This is a genomic window from Leptobacterium flavescens (genome assembly GCF_010671605.1).
In the GTDB taxonomy this organism is placed as follows: Bacteria; Bacteroidota; Bacteroidia; order Flavobacteriales; family Flavobacteriaceae; genus Leptobacterium; species Leptobacterium flavescens.
This window is the reverse complement of record NZ_JAABOO010000002.1, coordinates 593,695-611,950: the sequence shown is the minus strand read 5'-3', so window position 1 is coordinate 611,950 and position 18,256 is coordinate 593,695. Positions and strand designations below refer to the sequence as shown.

The following is an 18,256-nucleotide window of genomic DNA, read 5'->3' as shown; positions in this document are numbered from 1 at the left end:
CTTAAGGCCTTCCGAATTCTTCTCCTTCTTCAAAATCCTGTTGCTGTCCGCGTCTGTTTCTACGCTGAGAATCTCTCTTACTCTGATTAAATCTGTAGGTGAATGCCAATCTGGCTGTCGTTTGCCTGAACTGGAACTCACTGTCTATAAAATTAAAATCGGTAAGGGTTTCACTTCGCCTTCTCGAAGAATTGAACACGTCGCTTATATTGAGAGATATGGATCCTTTATCTTTTAAGACATCTTTGCTGAATGCCAGGTTAAGTGAAAATAGTCCCTGGGTCTTTGTCTGAGCATTCTCATTTGGACCTCTGTAGAACAAACGGGTTTGCCAGTCGATCTTAGCCGGTAAATTAATGGTCGAATTCAATCTGGCGAACCAGCTGACATTGGAATTGTCGAAATTCTGGAAGAATTCGTCACCGTCGTCATTTACAAAGGTGAAATCGCCGTCTGTTACCGAATAGAAGAGATTGAAGTTCCCGTTCAGTCTCCACCATTTGTACGGGCTGTATGAAAGCGTAAACTCAACTCCATAACGGTCGTTGGTAGACAAGTTGGTGGGGAATCTTATATTGATAAGATCTCCGTTATCCGTTCTTTGATCCGGATCCGTAAAGGTGATAAACTGGAATACATCTGTAGATCTCTGATAGAAGATAGATCCGTTAAAGGTGAATTTTTTCCATCGCTTTAAATAACCCAGGTCAAAACCATTGGTAAATGCCGGCTGTATATCCGGATTTCCCTGGAAGAGGTTCGCTTCACTACTTCTTGATGGGAAAGGGTTGATAAAACGTGATCTCGGCCTTCTGATCCTTCTGTTATAACCAAAAGTAATGCTTTCGGTCTGGTTAAATTCATAACCCAGGTTAACAGTAGGGAAGAGGCTGGTATAATTCTGTGTAGACACATCGTTGGTCGTTACCTGATTAACCACCACATTGGTCACTTCCGTTCTCAGACCTAAAAGGAAAGACAGTTTTCCTACCTTGCTACCGAACTGAGAGTAAAATGCGTTTACATCCTCATCATAGATAAGGCGGTTAGACAGGTTGGTATCTCTGTCCAGAACCCCTGTGTTGATATTTAAGGTATCCACACTGAAATCGGTATCCAGTTCTCTGAAATTCCCTCGATATCCGGCTTCAAACTGTGCATTTTCTCCGATAGGAAGTACATAATCTGCCTGAAGCAGGATCCTGCTCTGGTCTTCCAGGGTTTGTACATTTTCCAGTTCGTCCGGAGTAGCTGCGATAAACTCTTCTTCCGTAATGATCGAGAACTCATCTTCCTGACTGTTCTCTACCTGGAAGTCTACGGTGAGGGTATGACCGTCCTTTTTAAAGTTCTGACTGTAATTAAAGGAGTACTGAAAGGTCTTGTCCTCTTCATCTTCATTGTCTATACGCAAACTTCTACTCGTCAGGGCCCTGTTAGGATCGAACCTGAGCGTATTGTTATCTGTAGTGCTTGAGTTGTTACTATTCCTGTAGAATACAGAGTTGATAATGGTGATCTTATCGGAAAGGAAATATTCCAGGCCGAGATTGGTATTAAATCCTTTTCGTATCCTGTCAAAATTCCTGTCTTCTTCAATAAAACGGTTATCACTGAAGAAGTTTTCTGAGTTGTTTTCTGCGTTTCCGGGAACTTCCCTGTAATTATAACCGGAAGTGTTGAAAAGGTTAAAGTTCTTGCTTCGGTAATTAAGGTTTACAGAAGCTCCGTGATTGTCGGGGACCCCTGTATTCACACTTACGGAACCGTTCAAGCCCTGTGCTTTTCCTCTTTTAAGGATGATATTCAGGATCCCTACAGTACCTTCCGCATCGTATCTTGCAGAAGGGGAGGTGATCACCTCTACTTTTTCTATGGCGTCTGCCGGAAGCTGACGCAGGGCATCGGTAGAACTCAATCCTACCAGTCCGGAAGGTTTTCCGTTAATAAGGATCCTTACATTGTCATTCCCTCTTAACGACACATTTCCCTCAACATCAACGGAAACCGAAGGAACATTATCCAGTACATCACTTATAGTTCCTCCTTTTACGGTAAGGTCCTTTCCGACATTGTATATTTTTTTATCCAGCCTGATCTCTACCTGGGTGCGCTCTGCAACTACTTCAACTTCATCCAGGGCGGCTACATCCAGCTGAAGGGAGATAGGCCCGAGATCCATATTTCCTCTGATCTGTTTATCCTTGATCTCCACAGATTTAAAGGAGATATATTCTACTTTTATATTGTAGGTACCGGGAAAGATCTCGATTTCAAAGGCCCCTTGTTCATCTGTAATACCCCCTGTAAGGAGGTTTGCCCTTTGGGTATGCTGCAAGCTCACCGTTGCATACTCCAAAGGCTGATTGGTGTCTTTATCCAAGACGGTACCTGATATTTTTACTTTTTTAAACCCCTGACGTTGTTGTGCCAGAGAAAGGTTTGATGCAGCCAGGACGGCTACGATCAACATCAAAATTTTCTTCATTTTAGTGTTTAGTTAGCAATTTCTATTAAAACCGTCTCCTACCCCTTCTGGATCGGGTTCTTCTACTTTTTCTCTCTTTTTCCTGGAGTTCTTCCAATTTGGTAAGTTGCTCTTCAGAAAGGAATGTTGCCAGTTCGGTACGTTGTTCTTCCCGAAGTGCTCGCATCATTTCACCGGTAACCCCCTGGGTTTCCCTTTTGTCAAGGATTTCCTGGGTCTTTTTGTTGTACTTCAGGAAATTACTTTTCAAAAGCGCTTTTTGGAGGTCATCTAATTCTAACTCTTTTCCGTATTTTTCTACCTGGTCATCAATAAAATTCTCGATGTCTTTCTGATTCCATTTCTTGCCCTGCCCTTGCTGGGCCTGAACAGAAGAAGATAACCCGCAGAAAAGAAGGAAAAAAAGAACAAGTCTTAGTGTTTTCATTAGTGGTGTTTGTTAGAGTTACTGAGCTTTAGATTGCTAAAGTAAATGAAGGTTTAATGGGCCTTGGTTAAATATTTGTTAAATAAAAAACCGGCATTTTTACACCGATTTTGTATTCAAAAAAGTGTATTGCTAAATAATATCGATTATACTTTCGGGCGGTCTTCCAATAACGGCTTTAGTTCCGTTAATGACGATAGGCCGCTCAATAAGTTTTGGATTTTCTATCATGATGCTGATGAGTTGTTCGTCATTTAACAATTTTCCTTTAAATTGTTCTTTCCAGATAGCTTCATTTTTCCTGATAAGATGCTCCGGTTTAATATCGAGAATATTGAGAATATCTCTTAACTCCTTCTCGGTAGGTACATCTTCCAGATATTTTACAACTTCGTATTCTTTTCCTGAATTCTCCAGTATTTCAAGGCCTTGCCTTGATTTACTACATCTTGGATTGTGGTATATTTTAATCATTTTTTTAAAGTGTAATTCCGTATTCGTTTAAACTTGTTTTCAGGTCTGAAGCAGAAGTAAAACGTATTCCGTTTATCCCCAGGGCTTCAGCTCCTTCTATATTTCTCTGATTATCATCGATAAAGAGGGTGTTTTCGGGCTTAATATTAAAACGATCTATGGCAATATCATAGATCTCCTTAAAAGGCTTTCGGGTATTTTCTGCCCCTGAAACAACAATATCCTTAAACCAGTGCAGGAATTCATAGCGTTCCAGCGCAACAGGGAAGGTCTCGGCACTCCAGTTGGTAAGCGCATAGATCTCGTAACTGTCTTTGTCGAAAAGAGATTTCAGAAGGCTTACCGTTTCATCAATCGGGCCTCCCAGCATTTCTTCCCATCTGCCGTAATACATCCTGATCAGTTCTTCATGTTCCGGAAAAAGCGCTATACGTTCTTCGGTAGCGGTTTTAAGCGGTCTGCCTGCATCCTGTTCTTCGTTCCAGTCGGAAGTGCAGATATGTTCGAAGAACCACTGCATCTTTTCTCTGTCTCCTTTAAAAACATCCAGGTATACATATTCCGGGTTCCAATCGATCAAAACGCCTCCTAGGTCGAAGATAATGGTGTTTATTGTTTTCAAAATGGCTGGTTTTGGTTTATTCCTCTACTTTTTGCCCCATCATCATCAAATAGGCTTTTAAGAACTCGTCTATCCCTCCGTTCATAACAGCATCCGTATTTCCGGTTTCATATCCCGTTCTTACGTCTTTTACCAGTTTATAGGGGTGAAGCACATAATTCCTGATCTGCGACCCCCATTCGATCTTCATTTTGGAAGATTCGATCTCATCACGGGCAGCCTGGCGTTTTCTCAACTCTATCTCATACAACTGAGATTTCAGCATTTGCATGGCTTTTTCCCTGTTTTCCAGCTGAGAACGGGTCTCAGAGTTATGGATCACGATCCCCGAAGGATGGTGAGTAAGAATAGCTTTGGTCTCTACCTTGTTTACATTTTGCCCTCCAGCTCCGCTCGATCTGGCAAAATCCCATGAAATATCTGCCGGATTGATGTCTATTTCAATAGAATCATCCACCAGGGGATATACATATACCGAAGCAAAAGAAGTATGGCGTTTGGCATTACTGTCGAAAGGAGAAATACGAACCAGTCGGTGTACCCCGTTCTCTCCCTTGAGGTAACCAAAAGCGTATTCGCCCTCGATCTCCAGGGTAACGGTCTTTATTCCGGCAACATCGCCTTCCTGAAAGTTAAGTTCCTTGATCTTGTAGCCGCTCTTCTCGCTCCACATCATATACATTCTCATAAGCATGGAGGCCCAATCACAACTTTCCGTTCCTCCGGCACCGGCCGTGATCTGCAGTACGGCACTCATCTGATCTCCCTCTTCCGAAAGCATGTTCCGGAATTCTATATTCTCTATATGTACTGATGCTTTTTCAAATTGCTGATCCACATCCTCTTCGGAAGCTTCTCCTTCTTTGTGGAATTCATAGAGAACCTCCAGATCTCCCACCAGGGTCTTGGCAGTTTCATAATCTTCCACCCACTTTTTCTTGCTTCGGAGAGATCGCATTAAAAGTTCGGCTTCCTTGGGTTTCTCCCAGAAATCGGGAGCAAAAGTTTTTTCTTCTTCGTTGGTTATTTCTATCAGTTTGGCATCAATGTCAAAGATACCTCCTTAACGCGCCAAGGCGTTCCATAAGATCCTTTATCTGATCTGTAGTTACCATATAAATTCAATTTTGAACAAAAATACTATTTACGTGATGGTAAGAAAACTATTTTGTATAATTTTATAGCTTCTTCAACCAAAAAATTGATATGAAATGAGCGTACATAAAGTGAAAGATATTTTCGGTTTGTGTTGCCATTTGCATTAAAAAATGAAAACATTAAAATATTTCAGAATGAAAAAAATTCTACTCCTGCTCGCAGTCTTCACAGGCTTCGTAACGCACGCCCAATTCCTGGAAAAAAAGAAAGACCTTAAGAAATACGAAGGTTTTTTTGATTTTTATTACAGTCAGAAAGAAGATAAAATATTCCTGGAAGTATCCGATCTGAATAAGGAATTCCTTTATGTTTATTCGCTTAGCAGCGGAGTGGGAAGTAACGATATTGGCCTGGACAGGGGACAATTGGGGAACGAACAGGTAGTAAAATTTCAAAGGGCAGGGAATAAGCTCTTACTGGTACAACCCAACCTGGATTACAGAGCTATTACCGATAATGAACTGGAGCGCCGCTCTGTAGAGCAGGCATTTGCCAAGTCGGTTCTTTACGGTTTTAAGATAGAAGAGGAGAAAAACGGGAAGTTTGTCATAGATATTACTTCTTTCCTTCTTCAGGACGCTCATGGTGTTAAAAGGCGCCTGGCACAGCAAAACCAGGGGAACTACAGCGTAGATGCTTCCAAGAGTGCCCTGGCCATGGAACGCACCAAAGCTTTCCCTAAAAATGTAGAGTTCGAAGCCCTTCTTACTTTTAAGGGAGAGGCAAGAGGAGGAAATATCCGTTCGGTAACCCCGAACCCCAATCTGGTTTCGGTTATAGAACATCATTCTTTTATTGAGCTTCCGGATGCGAATTACGAAAAAAGGATCTTCGATCCGAGAAGCGGAGCTATTTCCATTTCTTATCTGGATTACGCAACCCCGGTATTTGAGCCTATCAGAAAAAGATATATCATTCGTCACAGACTGGAGAAAAAGGATCCGAATGCAGCTGTGAGCGAAGCTAAAGAACCCATTGTTTATTACCTGGACAACGGTACTCCCGAACCGATCCGATCGGCTTTGTTAGAGGGAGGAAAATGGTGGAACCAGGCTTTTGAAGCTATTGGTTTTAAAGATGCTTTCCAGGTGAAAATATTACCCGATGATGCAGATCCGATGGATGTAAGATATAACGTTATTCAGTGGGTACACCGTTCTACCAGGGGATGGAGTTACGGTGGAAGCGTGATAGATCCGAGAACGGGAGAGATCCTTAAAGGACACGTAAGTCTTGGAAGCCTCAGGATCCGTCAGGACTTCCTTATTGCACAGGCCCTGATGAACAAGCCTTTTGCAGAAAGAGATGATAATTACCAACCCATGCTGGAGCTGGCACTGGCCAGGATACGCCAGCTTTCGGCGCACGAGATAGGACATACGATCGGTTTTGCCCATAATTTTGCTGCCAGTGTAAGCGGAAGAGCATCGGTAATGGATTATCCTCATCCTCAATTCAGTGTAAATAACGGAGAGATCGATTTTAGTAATGCCTATGACACGGGGATCGGAGAATGGGATAAGGTAACCGTAGCATACTCGTACAGTCAATTCCCTCAGGGAACGAATGAAAGAAATGCGTTGAACGCTATCCTTGCCAAAGCAGGACAGGACGGTCTTAGATTTATTTCCGACAGCGATGCACGGCCAAGAGGTGGTGCGCATGCCCTTGCACATTTATGGGATAACGGAGCAGATGCTGTAAACGAGCTGGAAAATGTTCTGGAAGTAAGGAAAACAGCGATCTCTAATTTCTCTAAAGACAATATCAGGACGAACGAACCCTATTCGGTTCTGGAAGATGTTTTTGTACCCCTGTATTTCTTCCACAGGTACCAAACGGAAGCTGCTGTAAAGCTTATTGGTGGTCTGGATTATAATTATGCGGTAAAAGGAGATGGGCAACAGATCACGAAAGTAGTTGACAGCAAAGAGCAGAAAAAAGCGCTGGACGGGCTGCTTAATACCCTGAGTACGGAAGTACTGATCATTCCCGAAGACAAGCTGGCACTTTTTCCTCCAAGAGCTATGGGCTACGGAAGAAGCAGGGAATCGTTCAGAAGCAAGGCGGGAGTGGCTTTCGATCCTGTAAGCGCTGCTTCTACTGCCAGCGATATGACCCTGGGACTTCTTCTTCATCCGCAAAGAGCAACAAGATTGATCCAGCAAAAAGCGATCGACAAAAGACAACTGGGACTGGAAGAGGTACTGGACGAGCTTATCTCCAATACCATAAAGGCAAAAGCACAAAGTGGGTATGAAGGAGAGATCCAGCGTGCAGTGAATTACAGTGTATTAAGGCATATCATCAACTTATCTGCAGGAGAGCAAGGACCTTCTCAGCTAAAAGCCATTACCGATTACAAACTTGCCGAATTGAGGGATTGGCTGAAAACCAGGACTGGTGATGCTTCGGCAGCATTGATGAGCAGTGAAATAGATAAGTTCCTGAAGAATCCTAAAGGCTTTAAAAATACCCCGGCTCCTCAGATTCCTGACGGTTCTCCTATAGGTATGCCGGCCTGCGATTTTAACGGGTTTTAAAATTGAATAATGCTAGAAAAAGAATATAAATTATAACTAAAGAATCAATGAAAATCAATTTAATCAGCGACACTACTACACATCCTACACCGGGAATGCTGGATGCTATGATGAATGCCAGAGTAGGGGATGATGTGTTTAAGGAAGATGAGACCATTAACCTTCTGGAAGCTAAGGTAGCCGATCTTTTCGGGATGGAGGCTGCTCTTTTCTTCCCCAGCGGGACCATGGCAAATCAGACAGCTATTAAAGTACATACACAGCCCGGAGATCAGTTAATATGCGATAAATACGCCCACGTATACAATTATGAAGGCGGAGGTGTGAGTTTTAACGGGGGAGTATCCTGTAAACTGGTAGATGGAGACCGGGGAATGATGACGGCAGAACAGGTGGCGGCATCGATCAACCCTCCCGACTTTTATCACAGTCCGCTAAGTTCTCTGGTATGTATTGAAAACACAACCAATAAAGGAGGAGGTGCCTGCTGGGATTTTAGCGAAATAGAGAAGATCAGAAAAGTTTGTGATGATAATAAACTGGGCTATCATTTGGATGGCGCCCGTCTGTGGAATGCCCTGGTAGCTAAAAATGAGTCGCCGAGACAATACGGGGAAATATTCGACAGTATTTCGGTTTGTTTCTCTAAAGGCCTCGGATGCCCGGTTGGTTCTGTGCTGGTAGGAAGTAAGGATTTTATGGATAAGGCACTTCGCATCCGCAAGATACTGGGTGGAGGAATGAGACAGGCAGGATATCTGGCTGCTGCTGCGGTATACGCCCTTGACAATAATATAAGCCGCCTTGCCGAAGATCACAGGAAAGCAAAGGAGATCGGTAAACTACTGGAAACCCTTCCGTACATTAAGAGTGTGGAACCAATAGAGACCAATATTATCATTTTTAACCTGGAAGATGGAATTGAGGAAGGTGAGTTCCTGAATACACTAAAGGAAAATGATATACATATTATCGGAATGGGACAGGGGAAACTCAGAATAGTTACCCACCTTGATTATACAGATGCCATGCATAAGCGTTTGCTTGAAATACTGCAGGGTCTGGCCATAAAAAAAGTATAGTCGGAAGACTATACTTTTTTATAATTTTTTACGAGTTAAATATTCAAATTACTCCGTAGCGTCATTAACATCGGCATCGGGAGCATTGGTCTTAACAGATTCTATTCCGTTTTCCATTCCTGCTTCAGATGCATACATCTGGCTACTTCCGATAATCTGACCGTTAGCAGCTTTTAAGTTAAAATGGAATTTTCCGTTAGAAGCAGTTTTACGCTCGTATTTGCTGTCATCCCCACAGTTTGTCTTGATAGAATCGATCCCGTTTCTGGCGCCGTTTCTGTCAGCATACCCCTGACTGGATAAAATAACCTGTCCGTTCTTAGCTTTCAGGTTGAAGTAGTACTTCTGATTGTTTTCACTTTGAAATAACTCGAACATATTCTTATTGATTTGAAAATTGATATTGTTATAAAAATAATAAAATATATCTACAATTGTTGATTTTTTTATCAATCCTTTTGACAGATCATTTAAAGAGATCGAGTCCGGGAATATTCGGCATCCCTTCCTTGGCAACCGCAGCCAGTTCGGCTTCCTGAACTTTAGTGGCTTTTTCTATCACTTTGTTCAGTGTAAGAATAAGAAAATCCTCCAGTTGCTCCTTATCTTCCAATAATTCGTCAGAAATATTTATAGATTTAATCTCCCTGTTGGCCGTCATGGTTACGGAAATTTCTCCATTAGGAGAGGTTTCTTCCACCATTACGGTATTCAACCTGTTTTTAGTCTCTTCAATTTTGGCCTGGGTTTCCTTGAGTTTCCCCATCATGCCCATCATATCTCCTAACATGTGTACTGATTTTAAAAATTAGGTATACAAAACTATTAAATAGATTCGTTTTATGATAAATAAACAACCTAAATTCTTTCATGAAAAAGCTCATATCTATCTTAGTAATATATCTTATTTTTGCAGCTTCCTGTAAACAAAATAATAAGACACAAGTGGCAGAACATATAATTCCACCATCGGCAGACAAGATCCCGACTACCCTGGAGAAGCACGAGGATATCAGGATCGATAACTATTTCTGGATGAATGACAGAGATAATCCCGAAGTGATTGACTATCTGGAACGAGAAAACGATTATTGCGATAAAATGACGGCCCATACCAGGGATTTTCAAACAGACCTTTTCGAGGAAATGAAAGCGAGGATAAAGGAAGATGATGAATCTGTACCCTATAAATTCAACGGATACTGGTATATTACCCGTTATGAGGAAGGAAAGGATTATCCTGTTTATCTGAGAAAAAAGGAAAGCCTGGATGCCCCTGAGGAAATTTTATTCGATTGTAATGAAATGGCTGAAGGTCATGCCTATTTTAATCTTGGAGGGATTAATATTAGTCCGGACAACAAATTAGCTGCTTTCGGAGTAGATACGGTAAGCCGGAGGATATATACCATTCAGGTGAAAAACCTGGAAACAGGAGAGATCTATCCGCTTAAAATAGAGAATACAACCGGTGGCAGTACCTGGGCGAATGACAATAAAACCCTCTTTTACACAAGAAAGGATGAACAGACCCTCCGTTCAGACAGGATCTATAAACACCTTTTGGGAACAGATCCTACAAACGATATGCAGGTGTTTAAGGAAGAAGATGAGACTTTCTATTCTTTTGTCTATAAAACGAAGTCCAGGAAATATATAGTTATAGGATCTAGCAGCACGCTGACTTCGGAATACAGGATCCTGGATGCAGATCATCCGGAAAGGGATTTTAAGATATTCCAGCGACGCATAAGAGGATTGGAATACAATATTTATCACTATAATGGCAGTTTTTATGTACTGACCAATGCCGATAAGGCCACCAATTTTAAATTGATGGTCACTCCCGACACAGCGACTGGGAAAGAGAACTGGAAAGAGGTTATTCCTCACAGAAAGGGTGTACTCCTGGAAGATATAGATATCTTTAAGGATTACCTGGTTATTAATGAGCGGGATAACGGCCTGAACAAAATAAGAATACAGACCTGGGACGGAAGCGAAGATTATTACCTGCCTTTCGATAATGAGACCTATACTGCCTATACGGCGACCAATCTGGATTTTGAGACCCACATTTTAAGATATAGGTATAATTCTATGACCACCCCTAATTCTACGATCGATTTTGATATGCGAAGCAGGGAAAAAGAGGTTAAAAAAGAACAGGAAGTCCTCGGAGGAAAGTTTTCCAAGGATAACTATACATCCGAAAGGGTATGGGCAACTGCCCGTGACGGTTCCAGGATCCCGATCTCTCTCGTGTATCGAAAGGGCATCAGTAAAACAGGAAACAACCCTTTGCTGCTGTACGGATACGGTTCTTACGGGGCTACGGTAGATCCGTATTTTTCCACAACCCGGCTAAGCCTGCTGGACAGGGGCTTTATTTATGCTATAGCCCATATCAGAGGTGGAGAATATCTCGGAAGGGATTGGTATGAGAACGGAAAACTCCTGAGCAAGAAAAATACATTTACCGATTTTATAGATTGCTCCGCTTACCTTATAGAACAGAATTATACCTCGGCAGATCATCTTTATGCCATGGGAGGCTCTGCAGGCGGATTGCTAATGGGAGCAGTACTGAATATGGCCCCGGAATTGTATAACGGGATAGTGGCTTCGGTACCTTTTGTAGATGTGGTTACCACGATGCTGGATGATTCTATTCCGCTAACCACCGGAGAATACGACGAATGGGGAAATCCGAATAAGAAAGAATTTTATGATTATATGAAATCCTATTCGCCTTATGATAATGTAAGGGCACAGGAATACCCTAATATCCTTATAACTACGGGCTATCACGATTCTCAGGTACAGTACTGGGAGCCGGCAAAATGGGTAGCTAAACTGAGAGAACTGAAGACGGATTCGAATATCCTTCTGTTCCGTATTAATATGGATGCGGGTCACGGAGGAGCATCGGGACGTTTTGAAGCTCTGAAGGAAATAGCTGAGGAATATGCCTTTTTACTGGATATGGAAGGAATAAAAGGCTAATAAAAAAAAATAACTAAATTTGCACTGTTTTGTTATATTTCAAAACACATCCTATACCTAATCGACTTATATGGAAAAAAAGATAGACGCTTATAATAATATCCTCGAACTTATAGGCAATACTCCACTCATAAAGTTAAATACTATTACCAAGGAGATCCCCGGCGATTTTTACGCGAAAGTAGAAGCTTTTAACCCAGGGCACTCTACCAAAGACAGGATAGCTTTGCATATTCTGGAGGAGGCGGAGCGCGCAGGGATATTAAAGCCCGGAGATACGATTATAGAGACTACTTCCGGGAATACCGGTTTTAGTATTGCCATGGTAAGTATCATTAAAGGATACGAGTGCGTTCTGGCGGTGAGTTCTAAATCGTCTAAGGACAAAATAGATATGCTGCGTTCTATGGGAGCAAAAGTATTTGTTTGTCCTGCGCACGTAAGTGCAGATGATCCTAGATCGTACTACCAGGTAGCCAAAAGAATGCACGAGGAGATAAAAGGGTCTGTATATATCAACCAGTATTTTAACGAACTTAATATAAACGCTCATTTTGTTACCACCGGACCTGAAATCTGGGAGCAAACCAAAGGGCAGATCACCCACTTGGTAGCATGTAGCGGTACGGGAGGAACTATTTCCGGAACTGCAAAGTTCCTAAAGGAGCAGAATCCGAACATCAGGATCCTGGGAGTAGATGCTTTTGGTTCCGTACTTAAAAAATATCACGAAACCAGAGAATTCGATTCAAACGAGATCTATCCGTACAGAATTGAAGGTCTTGGGAAAAACCTGATCCCGACAGCTACGGATTTTGATATGATCGATAAGTTTACCAAGGTATCCGATGAGGAAAGCGCCCATACGGCAAGAGAAATTTCCAAAACAGAAGGGATATTTGTCGGATATACCTCCGGAGCAGCCATGCAGGCGGTAAAACAACTTGCAGCAGAAGGGGAGTTTGATGAGAACAGCAAAGTAGTGGTTATATTCCCGGATCACGGATCCAGGTATATGAGTAAGATCTATTGTGATCACTGGATGAACGAACAGGGATTCTATGACAGCAAGCACAGTGAGGCAGCTCAGAAAATCGAATATATAAAATAAAGAGACCAAACAAATTTAAATAAGGACCGTCCGGAATAATATTTCGGGCGGTTTTTTTGGCTATTAGTATTGAGTACAGAGTATTAAGTAGTGAGAAGAATGTCACTTCGAGCGCAGTCGAGAAGTACGGTTGGGAAATGATGAATGTTGAGTGTTAAATGCTGAAATATATCTCTGGCTAATGCTATCAACCAACACCCAAATTCCAAATTCCAATTATCAACCACCAACCACCAACCACCAACCACCAACCATCAACCAACAACCAACAACCAGTCCCTGCTTTTAAATATACAAAGGGATATGAAGCGGTGATCAATCACGGAGAAACGCTGTTTATCCCTCAGTTGTGGTGGCATTATGTTTATTACTCCAGGGTAGGGTATTCTCTTGCACTCAGGGTAAATAATAAATTTTCGACAAAATTAAAGGGAATGTATAATATTATCCGTTTATTTACTATAGATAATAGTATGAACTTTCTCTTAAGGGAAAGATGGAAGAAATGGAAGTATAAAAAGGCCCGGAAAAAGGCCGATAATGCCTTAAAAAAAATAATTAATGAATAATATTCTGATTACGGGGGTTTCAAGTGGAATAGGACATGAAACCGCTTTAAAGTTTTTGCGTAGCGGAGACAGGGTATTTGGGAGTGTGAGAAAAGAAGAAGATGCCCGGTCATTATCTGCAGAATTCGGAGAAATGTTTGTTCCCCTGTTATTCGATATAACCGATGAAAAAGCTATAGGGGAAGCCAGGGAAAAAGTAGCCGGAATTATAGGAGATGCCCACCTTCATTGCCTGATCAATAATGCAGGAATGTCTGTAAACGGGCCTATGGCCTATGTAAGCATAGAAGAGTTCAAAAAACAGTTCGATATAAACATTTACGGACTTATACGTGTTACGCAGATATTTCTTCCTCTACTTGGTTTTAACAATGAAAGAAAGAAGGGAAAGATCATCAATATAGGATCTGCCGCAGGAAGGGTTACCAGGCCGTTTATGGGGCCGTATGCTGCTTCCAAGCACGCCGTAGAAGCCATTTCGGATGCCTGGCGCCGCGAATTAATGGCTTTTGGGATAGACCTTGTGCTGGTAGAACCCGGGCCTATTAAATCCAAAATATGGTCCAAGGCAAAACAATACGACAACAGTTATGCCGATACACCTTACGCAGCTCAGTACTCAAATCTGAGCGCTGCTATAGATCAGATAGAAGACAATGCAATCCCGACAGAACAACTGGCCAATCTTCTTTATACCATTGCATATCGCAAAAAGAACAGGGCCAGATACCTGATAGCCCCAAAGAAATGGATGGTTTGGCTGGCAATTCATGTATTCCCGGATCGCATGTTGGACAAAATGTTCTTTAAACAACTCAAAAAACTCAGGGGCGAATAATAATGGATATTTCTGACAGTCGTAATATTCAAACCAATAATTATGAAACCCGATGAAAAATAATTATTTTTGCCTCTTGGAAAAAATTAACATTTATTTAATAAACACCTCAGACCTAAATGAAAGATTTATTTGATAGGATTATAAAGAATAAAGGACCTCTTGGAAAATGGGCATCTCAAGCCGAAGGTTATTTCGTATTTCCGAAGATTGAGGGGGAGATTTCGAATAGAATGAAGTTCCAGGGAAAGGATGTGATTACATGGAGTATCAATGATTATTTAGGTTTAGCCAATCATCCGGAAATAAGAAAAGTAGATGCGGAAGCAGCTGCAAACTACGGTTCGGCTTACCCGATGGGGGCCAGGATGATGTCCGGGCATACCGATCTTCACGAGCAACTGCAGGATGAACTGGCAGCATTTGTTAACAAGGAAGCAGCTTATCTTTTAAATTTCGGGTATCAGGGAATGGTATCAACTATAGATGCCCTGGTAACCAAAGACGATATTATTGTTTACGACGTAGATTCCCATGCCTGTATCATAGATGGGGTACGTCTGCATATGGGAAAACGTTTTACCTATAAGCACAATGATATTGAGAGTATAGAAAAGAACCTGGAGCGTGCCAAGAACATGGCCGAACAAACAGGAGGAGGGATCCTGGTTATTTCCGAAGGTGTATTCGGAATGCGTGGAGAGCAGGGGATCCTGAAAGATATCGTAGCGCTTAAAAAGAAATATAACTTCCGTCTGCTGGTAGATGATGCTCATGGTTTTGGAACTCTTGGAAAAACCGGAGCAGGAGCAGGAGAAGAACAGGGAGTTCAGGACGATATAGACGTTTATTTTGCAACTTTTGCTAAATCTATGGCCAGTACCGGTGCTTTTATTGCCGGAGATAAGGAAGTCATAGATTACTTAAAATACAACCTGCGTTCTCAGATGTTCGCAAAATCCCTTCAGATGCAGTTAGTGGTAGGTGCTTTAAAGCGTCTTGATATGCTTCGCACTATGCCTGAACTTAGAGAAAAACTATGGGAGAATGTAAATGCATTGCAGAACGGATTAAAAGAAAGAGGTTTCGATATAGGAACAACCCAGAGTTGTGTTACTCCTGTATACCTTAAAGGAAGTATTCCGGAAGCAATGGCCCTGGTTAAGGATCTGAGAGAAAATTACGGGATCTTCTGTTCTATTGTAGTATATCCTGTAATTCCAAAAGGGCTTATCCTTCTGAGGATGATCCCGACGGCTACACATACGCTGGAGGATGTTAAGGATACACTGGATGCTTTCTCTGCTATCAGGGATCGCCTTGTAAATGGTACCTATAAGAGATTATCGGCTGCTGTAGCTGCTGCTATGGGAGAATAATCTCCATCCGCATAAAAAACAAAACCCCTGATATTCATTGTCAGGGGTTTTTTGTTTACAGTGTCTTTCTGTAGGTTCTCCTTCGCTTGTGCAATCGGTGATCATAACTGTTCCACAAGGCCTGGATAGCTTTATTCTCTTCCAATTCCGGATTGGTTTCAACCCTGGTGATTCCCCGGCGGTGGAATACTTTCAGCATTTCCTTAAAAATAATAGCTGTAACTCCTTTGTTCTGATATTCGGGATCAATACCGATAAGATAAAAGGAAGCTGTATCATTTTTTTTCTGCGCTCTGAGGATATGAATAAAACCGAAAGGGAAGAGCTTGCCGTTTACCTTCTGAAGCGCCTTCGAAAAAGAGGGCATTGTAATGGCGAAAGCAATAAGTTTGCCTGTTTCGTCGGTTACACAGTTGATGAATTCCGGATGTATATAGCGAATGTATTTTTCTTTGTAATGATCTATCTGGTATTGTTGTATCGGAACAAAGGTCTGCAGGGAATTATACGTCTTGTTAAGCAGGCCGAACATTTCATCCACATAAGGAATGATCTCTTTAGAAGATTTAAAAATCAGGAGCTTAAGTTTATATCTCTCCATCACCATTTTGGAAAACTTTGTCACTTTTTCCGGCGCGCTGTCAGGGATATCTATTCTGTATTCCACCCATTCGGCGGCTTTTTCAAAGCCCAGTTGCTCAAAATGATCTTTGTAATAAGGGTAGTTATACCAGGTGATCATGGTATTCAATTCCTCAAAACCTTCTGTCAGCATTCCCGCTTTATCCATATTGGAAAAACCTACAGGGCCTTCAATATATTCCAATTGCTGTTCCCTGCCTATTTCGTAGACTTTTTCAAGAAGGGCAGAGGTGACCTCTATATCGTCTACAGTATCAAACCAGCCAAAACGGATCTTCTTTTTTTGCTGCTCCTTTACTTCAACCCAGTTAACAATGGCTGCTATCCTGCCAACAACCTTGTTATCTTTATATGCCAGGAAGAAACGGGCTTCCGCATTTTTGAAAACCGGGTTTTTGTCCTTGTCCATACTCTCCAGTTCTTCATTGATGATAGGAGGTACCCAGTATTCGGAATTCTTATATAATTGAAATGGAAATTTTACAAATGTTTTTAAATCATTCTTCTTCGTTACTTCATTTACAATGATCATACACTATTAATTATGATTTCTACCGCTGTTGAAAAGGGTTGTTGTCTGAATTATTTTTTTCGTTGTCTTTTTTTCTGCTTCTCTTGTTTTTCTTCCTTCTTTTAGGAGGTCTGCTGTCGAAGGTCTTAGGTTCATCAGTGTGGTTATCCAGGCGATAGGAAACCCCGATAGTACCGAATAAACGAGAAGGCGTGTCTTTAAAGCTCGTTCCAATGGAAGCATCTACCTGAAAGTTCTCATTGATCAGGCGGGCTGCTCCTCCTCTGAGAGAGATATCGGCAAAGGCATCACTGTTTATTCCCTGGTTTTCCAGGAATACAGACCATTTTGGATTTCTGAGGTTATGAGTAACACTAAGAACGTAACTCAGGATAGGATCGTCTGTAGTGAATTTATCGTAAATAATATTCCCTATAACCACCCATCTTCCGGCAATATGGCTTTGAGTAGCGATGGCCACTCTCGGGCTGATGGAAGGATCTTCCGGTAAAAACGGATTTCCGGAGAAAATAATATTGGCACCTGCATATAGGGAAATGGCCGGAATAAGGTCTTTCCATTTAAAAGAATTATTGGCCTTCCAGCTATACAGATTAGGCTTGGTATTTTCAGGATTTTTATAAGGATCGAATATCAGGTATTTAACACCGAGGGTATGTCTCAGAAAGTTACTGTTATTAAGTACTACCGGAGGATTAACACCATTTAATGTCAATTCCTGGAAAGTATAGGTCCCTTCCCATATTACTTCAAGCTCTTCGAGAAGCAATCCGTAGCGGATCGCAAAATCGACAGCAAAATCCCTCGATTCTGTTCGAAGACCGTCGTGTTCCCTTTTTTCGTAAACAAGCCCGAACTCACCTTGCAGTACATTTTTCCCTACGGCATAGGCTCCCGTAGAGACTCCCGGGCGGTTAGAATTGATAACTTCTGTGTATTGAGCATAAAGAGAGGGGCTTAGTAAAAAAAACGCTATGCATATTAAATTTGGCAGGTGTTTCATTGTATAGGTTTTAGTCAAATATAGGAGAATTTATTATTTTTTTAAGAGAACAAGCTATTTTTTCAGATATTAGAGTCGTATTTTTGAATATTGTTAAAATTTAGATATCCATGGGATTATTAAGAACATTATTTTTTATTGTTTTAGTATACTATCTGATGAAAATTCTCGGAAGAATTTTCGGCCCGGCACTTTTTGGATATGCAACAAGAAAAGCTGAAAAACGTTTTAATGAAAGATTTGGACAGCAGCAACAATACTCAGCAGGACCGAACCGTGAAGGGGAGGTTACCATAGACAAACAACCTGAAAAAAGATCAAAATCAAGCAAGGAAGTTGGAGAGTATATTGATTTTGAGGAAATTGACTAACCAAATATTTC

General features: G+C 41.5%; 17 protein-coding genes. 8 read left to right on the top strand and 9 right to left on the bottom strand.

Annotated elements, in window-relative coordinates; all coding sequences use genetic code 11:
* Position 1: 1 nt before the first annotated feature.
* The 5 genes from GWK08_RS10385 to prfB all read right to left on the bottom strand — a co-directional run bounded on the left by GWK08_RS10385 (position 2) and on the right by prfB (position 5,126).
* Entirely contained in the window at positions 2 to 2,488 is a 2,487-nt protein-coding gene (locus GWK08_RS10385; RefSeq protein WP_163607040.1) for a TonB-dependent receptor domain-containing protein, read from the bottom strand.
* Between the two features lie 25 nt (positions 2,489 to 2,513).
* Positions 2,514 to 2,915, bottom strand: a complete 402-nt coding sequence (locus tag GWK08_RS10380) for a hypothetical protein (RefSeq protein WP_163607038.1) — start codon at positions 2,913 to 2,915, stop codon at positions 2,514 to 2,516.
* A 132-nt stretch (positions 2,916 to 3,047) separates the two neighbouring features.
* Positions 3,048 to 3,389 carry an arsenate reductase (glutaredoxin) gene (gene arsC, locus GWK08_RS10375; RefSeq protein WP_163607036.1) on the bottom strand — a complete coding sequence of 114 codons (342 nt, stop codon included), beginning with the start codon at positions 3,387 to 3,389 and terminating at the stop codon, positions 3,048 to 3,050.
* A gap of 4 nt (positions 3,390 to 3,393) precedes the next feature.
* Positions 3,394 to 4,011 (bottom strand): HAD family hydrolase, encoded by a 618-nt coding sequence (locus GWK08_RS10370; protein ID WP_163607034.1) that lies wholly within the window; start codon positions 4,009 to 4,011, stop codon positions 3,394 to 3,396.
* Between the two features lie 16 nt (positions 4,012 to 4,027).
* Positions 4,028 to 5,126 (bottom strand): peptide chain release factor 2 gene (prfB, locus tag GWK08_RS10365; RefSeq protein WP_163607033.1). Its coding sequence is split into 2 segments (ribosomal slippage): positions 4,028 to 5,062 and positions 5,064 to 5,126, totalling 1,098 coding nucleotides; the frame shifts between segments, so codons are not numbered across the junction.
* Between the two features lie 177 nt (positions 5,127 to 5,303).
* On the opposite strand from prfB, the gene GWK08_RS10360 reads away from it, so the two are divergent.
* Positions 5,304 to 7,712 (top strand): zinc-dependent metalloprotease, encoded by a 2,409-nt coding sequence (locus tag GWK08_RS10360; RefSeq protein WP_163607032.1) that lies wholly within the window; start codon positions 5,304 to 5,306, stop codon positions 7,710 to 7,712.
* Positions 7,713 to 7,759: 47 nt separating this feature from the next.
* Positions 7,760 to 8,794, top strand: a complete 1,035-nt coding sequence (locus GWK08_RS10355; protein WP_163607030.1) for a threonine aldolase family protein — start codon at positions 7,760 to 7,762, stop codon at positions 8,792 to 8,794.
* Between the two features lie 48 nt (positions 8,795 to 8,842).
* Here GWK08_RS10355 and GWK08_RS10350 read toward each other — a convergent pair whose 3' ends face one another.
* Complete coding sequence (locus tag GWK08_RS10350; protein WP_163607029.1) at positions 8,843 to 9,172, bottom strand: YegP family protein; 330 nt, start codon at positions 9,170 to 9,172, stop codon at positions 8,843 to 8,845.
* An 88-nt stretch (positions 9,173 to 9,260) separates the two neighbouring features.
* Positions 9,261 to 9,584 (bottom strand): YbaB/EbfC family nucleoid-associated protein, encoded by a 324-nt coding sequence (locus GWK08_RS10345; RefSeq protein WP_163607027.1) that lies wholly within the window; start codon positions 9,582 to 9,584, stop codon positions 9,261 to 9,263.
* A gap of 80 nt (positions 9,585 to 9,664) precedes the next feature.
* Here GWK08_RS10345 and GWK08_RS10340 point away from each other — a divergent pair, with 80 nt between their 5' ends.
* The 5 genes from GWK08_RS10340 (at position 9,665) to GWK08_RS10320 (ending at position 15,697) form a co-directional block, all read left to right on the top strand.
* Entirely contained in the window at positions 9,665 to 11,800 is a 2,136-nt protein-coding gene (locus GWK08_RS10340) for a S9 family peptidase (RefSeq protein ID WP_163607025.1), read from the top strand.
* A 70-nt stretch (positions 11,801 to 11,870) separates the two neighbouring features.
* Positions 11,871 to 12,911, top strand: coding sequence for a PLP-dependent cysteine synthase family protein (locus GWK08_RS10335; RefSeq protein WP_163607024.1), 1,041 nt, complete (start codon positions 11,871 to 11,873; stop codon positions 12,909 to 12,911).
* A 209-nt stretch (positions 12,912 to 13,120) separates the two neighbouring features.
* Positions 13,121 to 13,480 carry a cupin-like domain-containing protein gene (locus tag GWK08_RS10330; RefSeq protein WP_163607482.1) on the top strand — a complete coding sequence of 120 codons (360 nt, stop codon included), beginning with the start codon at positions 13,121 to 13,123 and terminating at the stop codon, positions 13,478 to 13,480.
* Positions 13,473 to 14,318, top strand: a complete 846-nt coding sequence (locus GWK08_RS10325; RefSeq protein WP_163607023.1) for an SDR family oxidoreductase — start codon at positions 13,473 to 13,475, stop codon at positions 14,316 to 14,318. The genes GWK08_RS10330 and GWK08_RS10325 overlap by 8 nt, the downstream gene beginning before the upstream one ends.
* 119 nt (positions 14,319 to 14,437) lie before the next feature.
* A complete protein-coding gene (locus GWK08_RS10320; RefSeq protein ID WP_163607021.1) occupies positions 14,438 to 15,697 on the top strand; it encodes an aminotransferase class I/II-fold pyridoxal phosphate-dependent enzyme in 1,260 nt (419 codons plus the stop codon).
* Between the two features lie 55 nt (positions 15,698 to 15,752).
* On the opposite strand, the gene GWK08_RS10315 is transcribed toward GWK08_RS10320, so the two are convergent.
* Both GWK08_RS10315 and GWK08_RS10310 read right to left on the bottom strand, forming a co-directional pair.
* Positions 15,753 to 16,871 (bottom strand): GNAT family N-acetyltransferase, encoded by a 1,119-nt coding sequence (locus tag GWK08_RS10315; protein ID WP_163607019.1) that lies wholly within the window; start codon positions 16,869 to 16,871, stop codon positions 15,753 to 15,755.
* 19 nt (positions 16,872 to 16,890) lie between these two features.
* Positions 16,891 to 17,874 carry a transporter gene (locus GWK08_RS10310; RefSeq protein ID WP_163607017.1) on the bottom strand — a complete coding sequence of 328 codons (984 nt, stop codon included), beginning with the start codon at positions 17,872 to 17,874 and terminating at the stop codon, positions 16,891 to 16,893.
* Positions 17,875 to 17,984: 110 nt separating this feature from the next.
* Between GWK08_RS10310 and GWK08_RS10305 the strand changes: the two genes are divergently transcribed.
* Positions 17,985 to 18,245: a DUF4834 family protein gene (locus GWK08_RS10305; RefSeq protein ID WP_163607015.1), complete on the top strand. Its 261-nt coding sequence runs from the start codon at positions 17,985 to 17,987 to the stop codon at positions 18,243 to 18,245.
* The last annotated feature ends 11 nt before the right edge of the window (positions 18,246 to 18,256 follow it).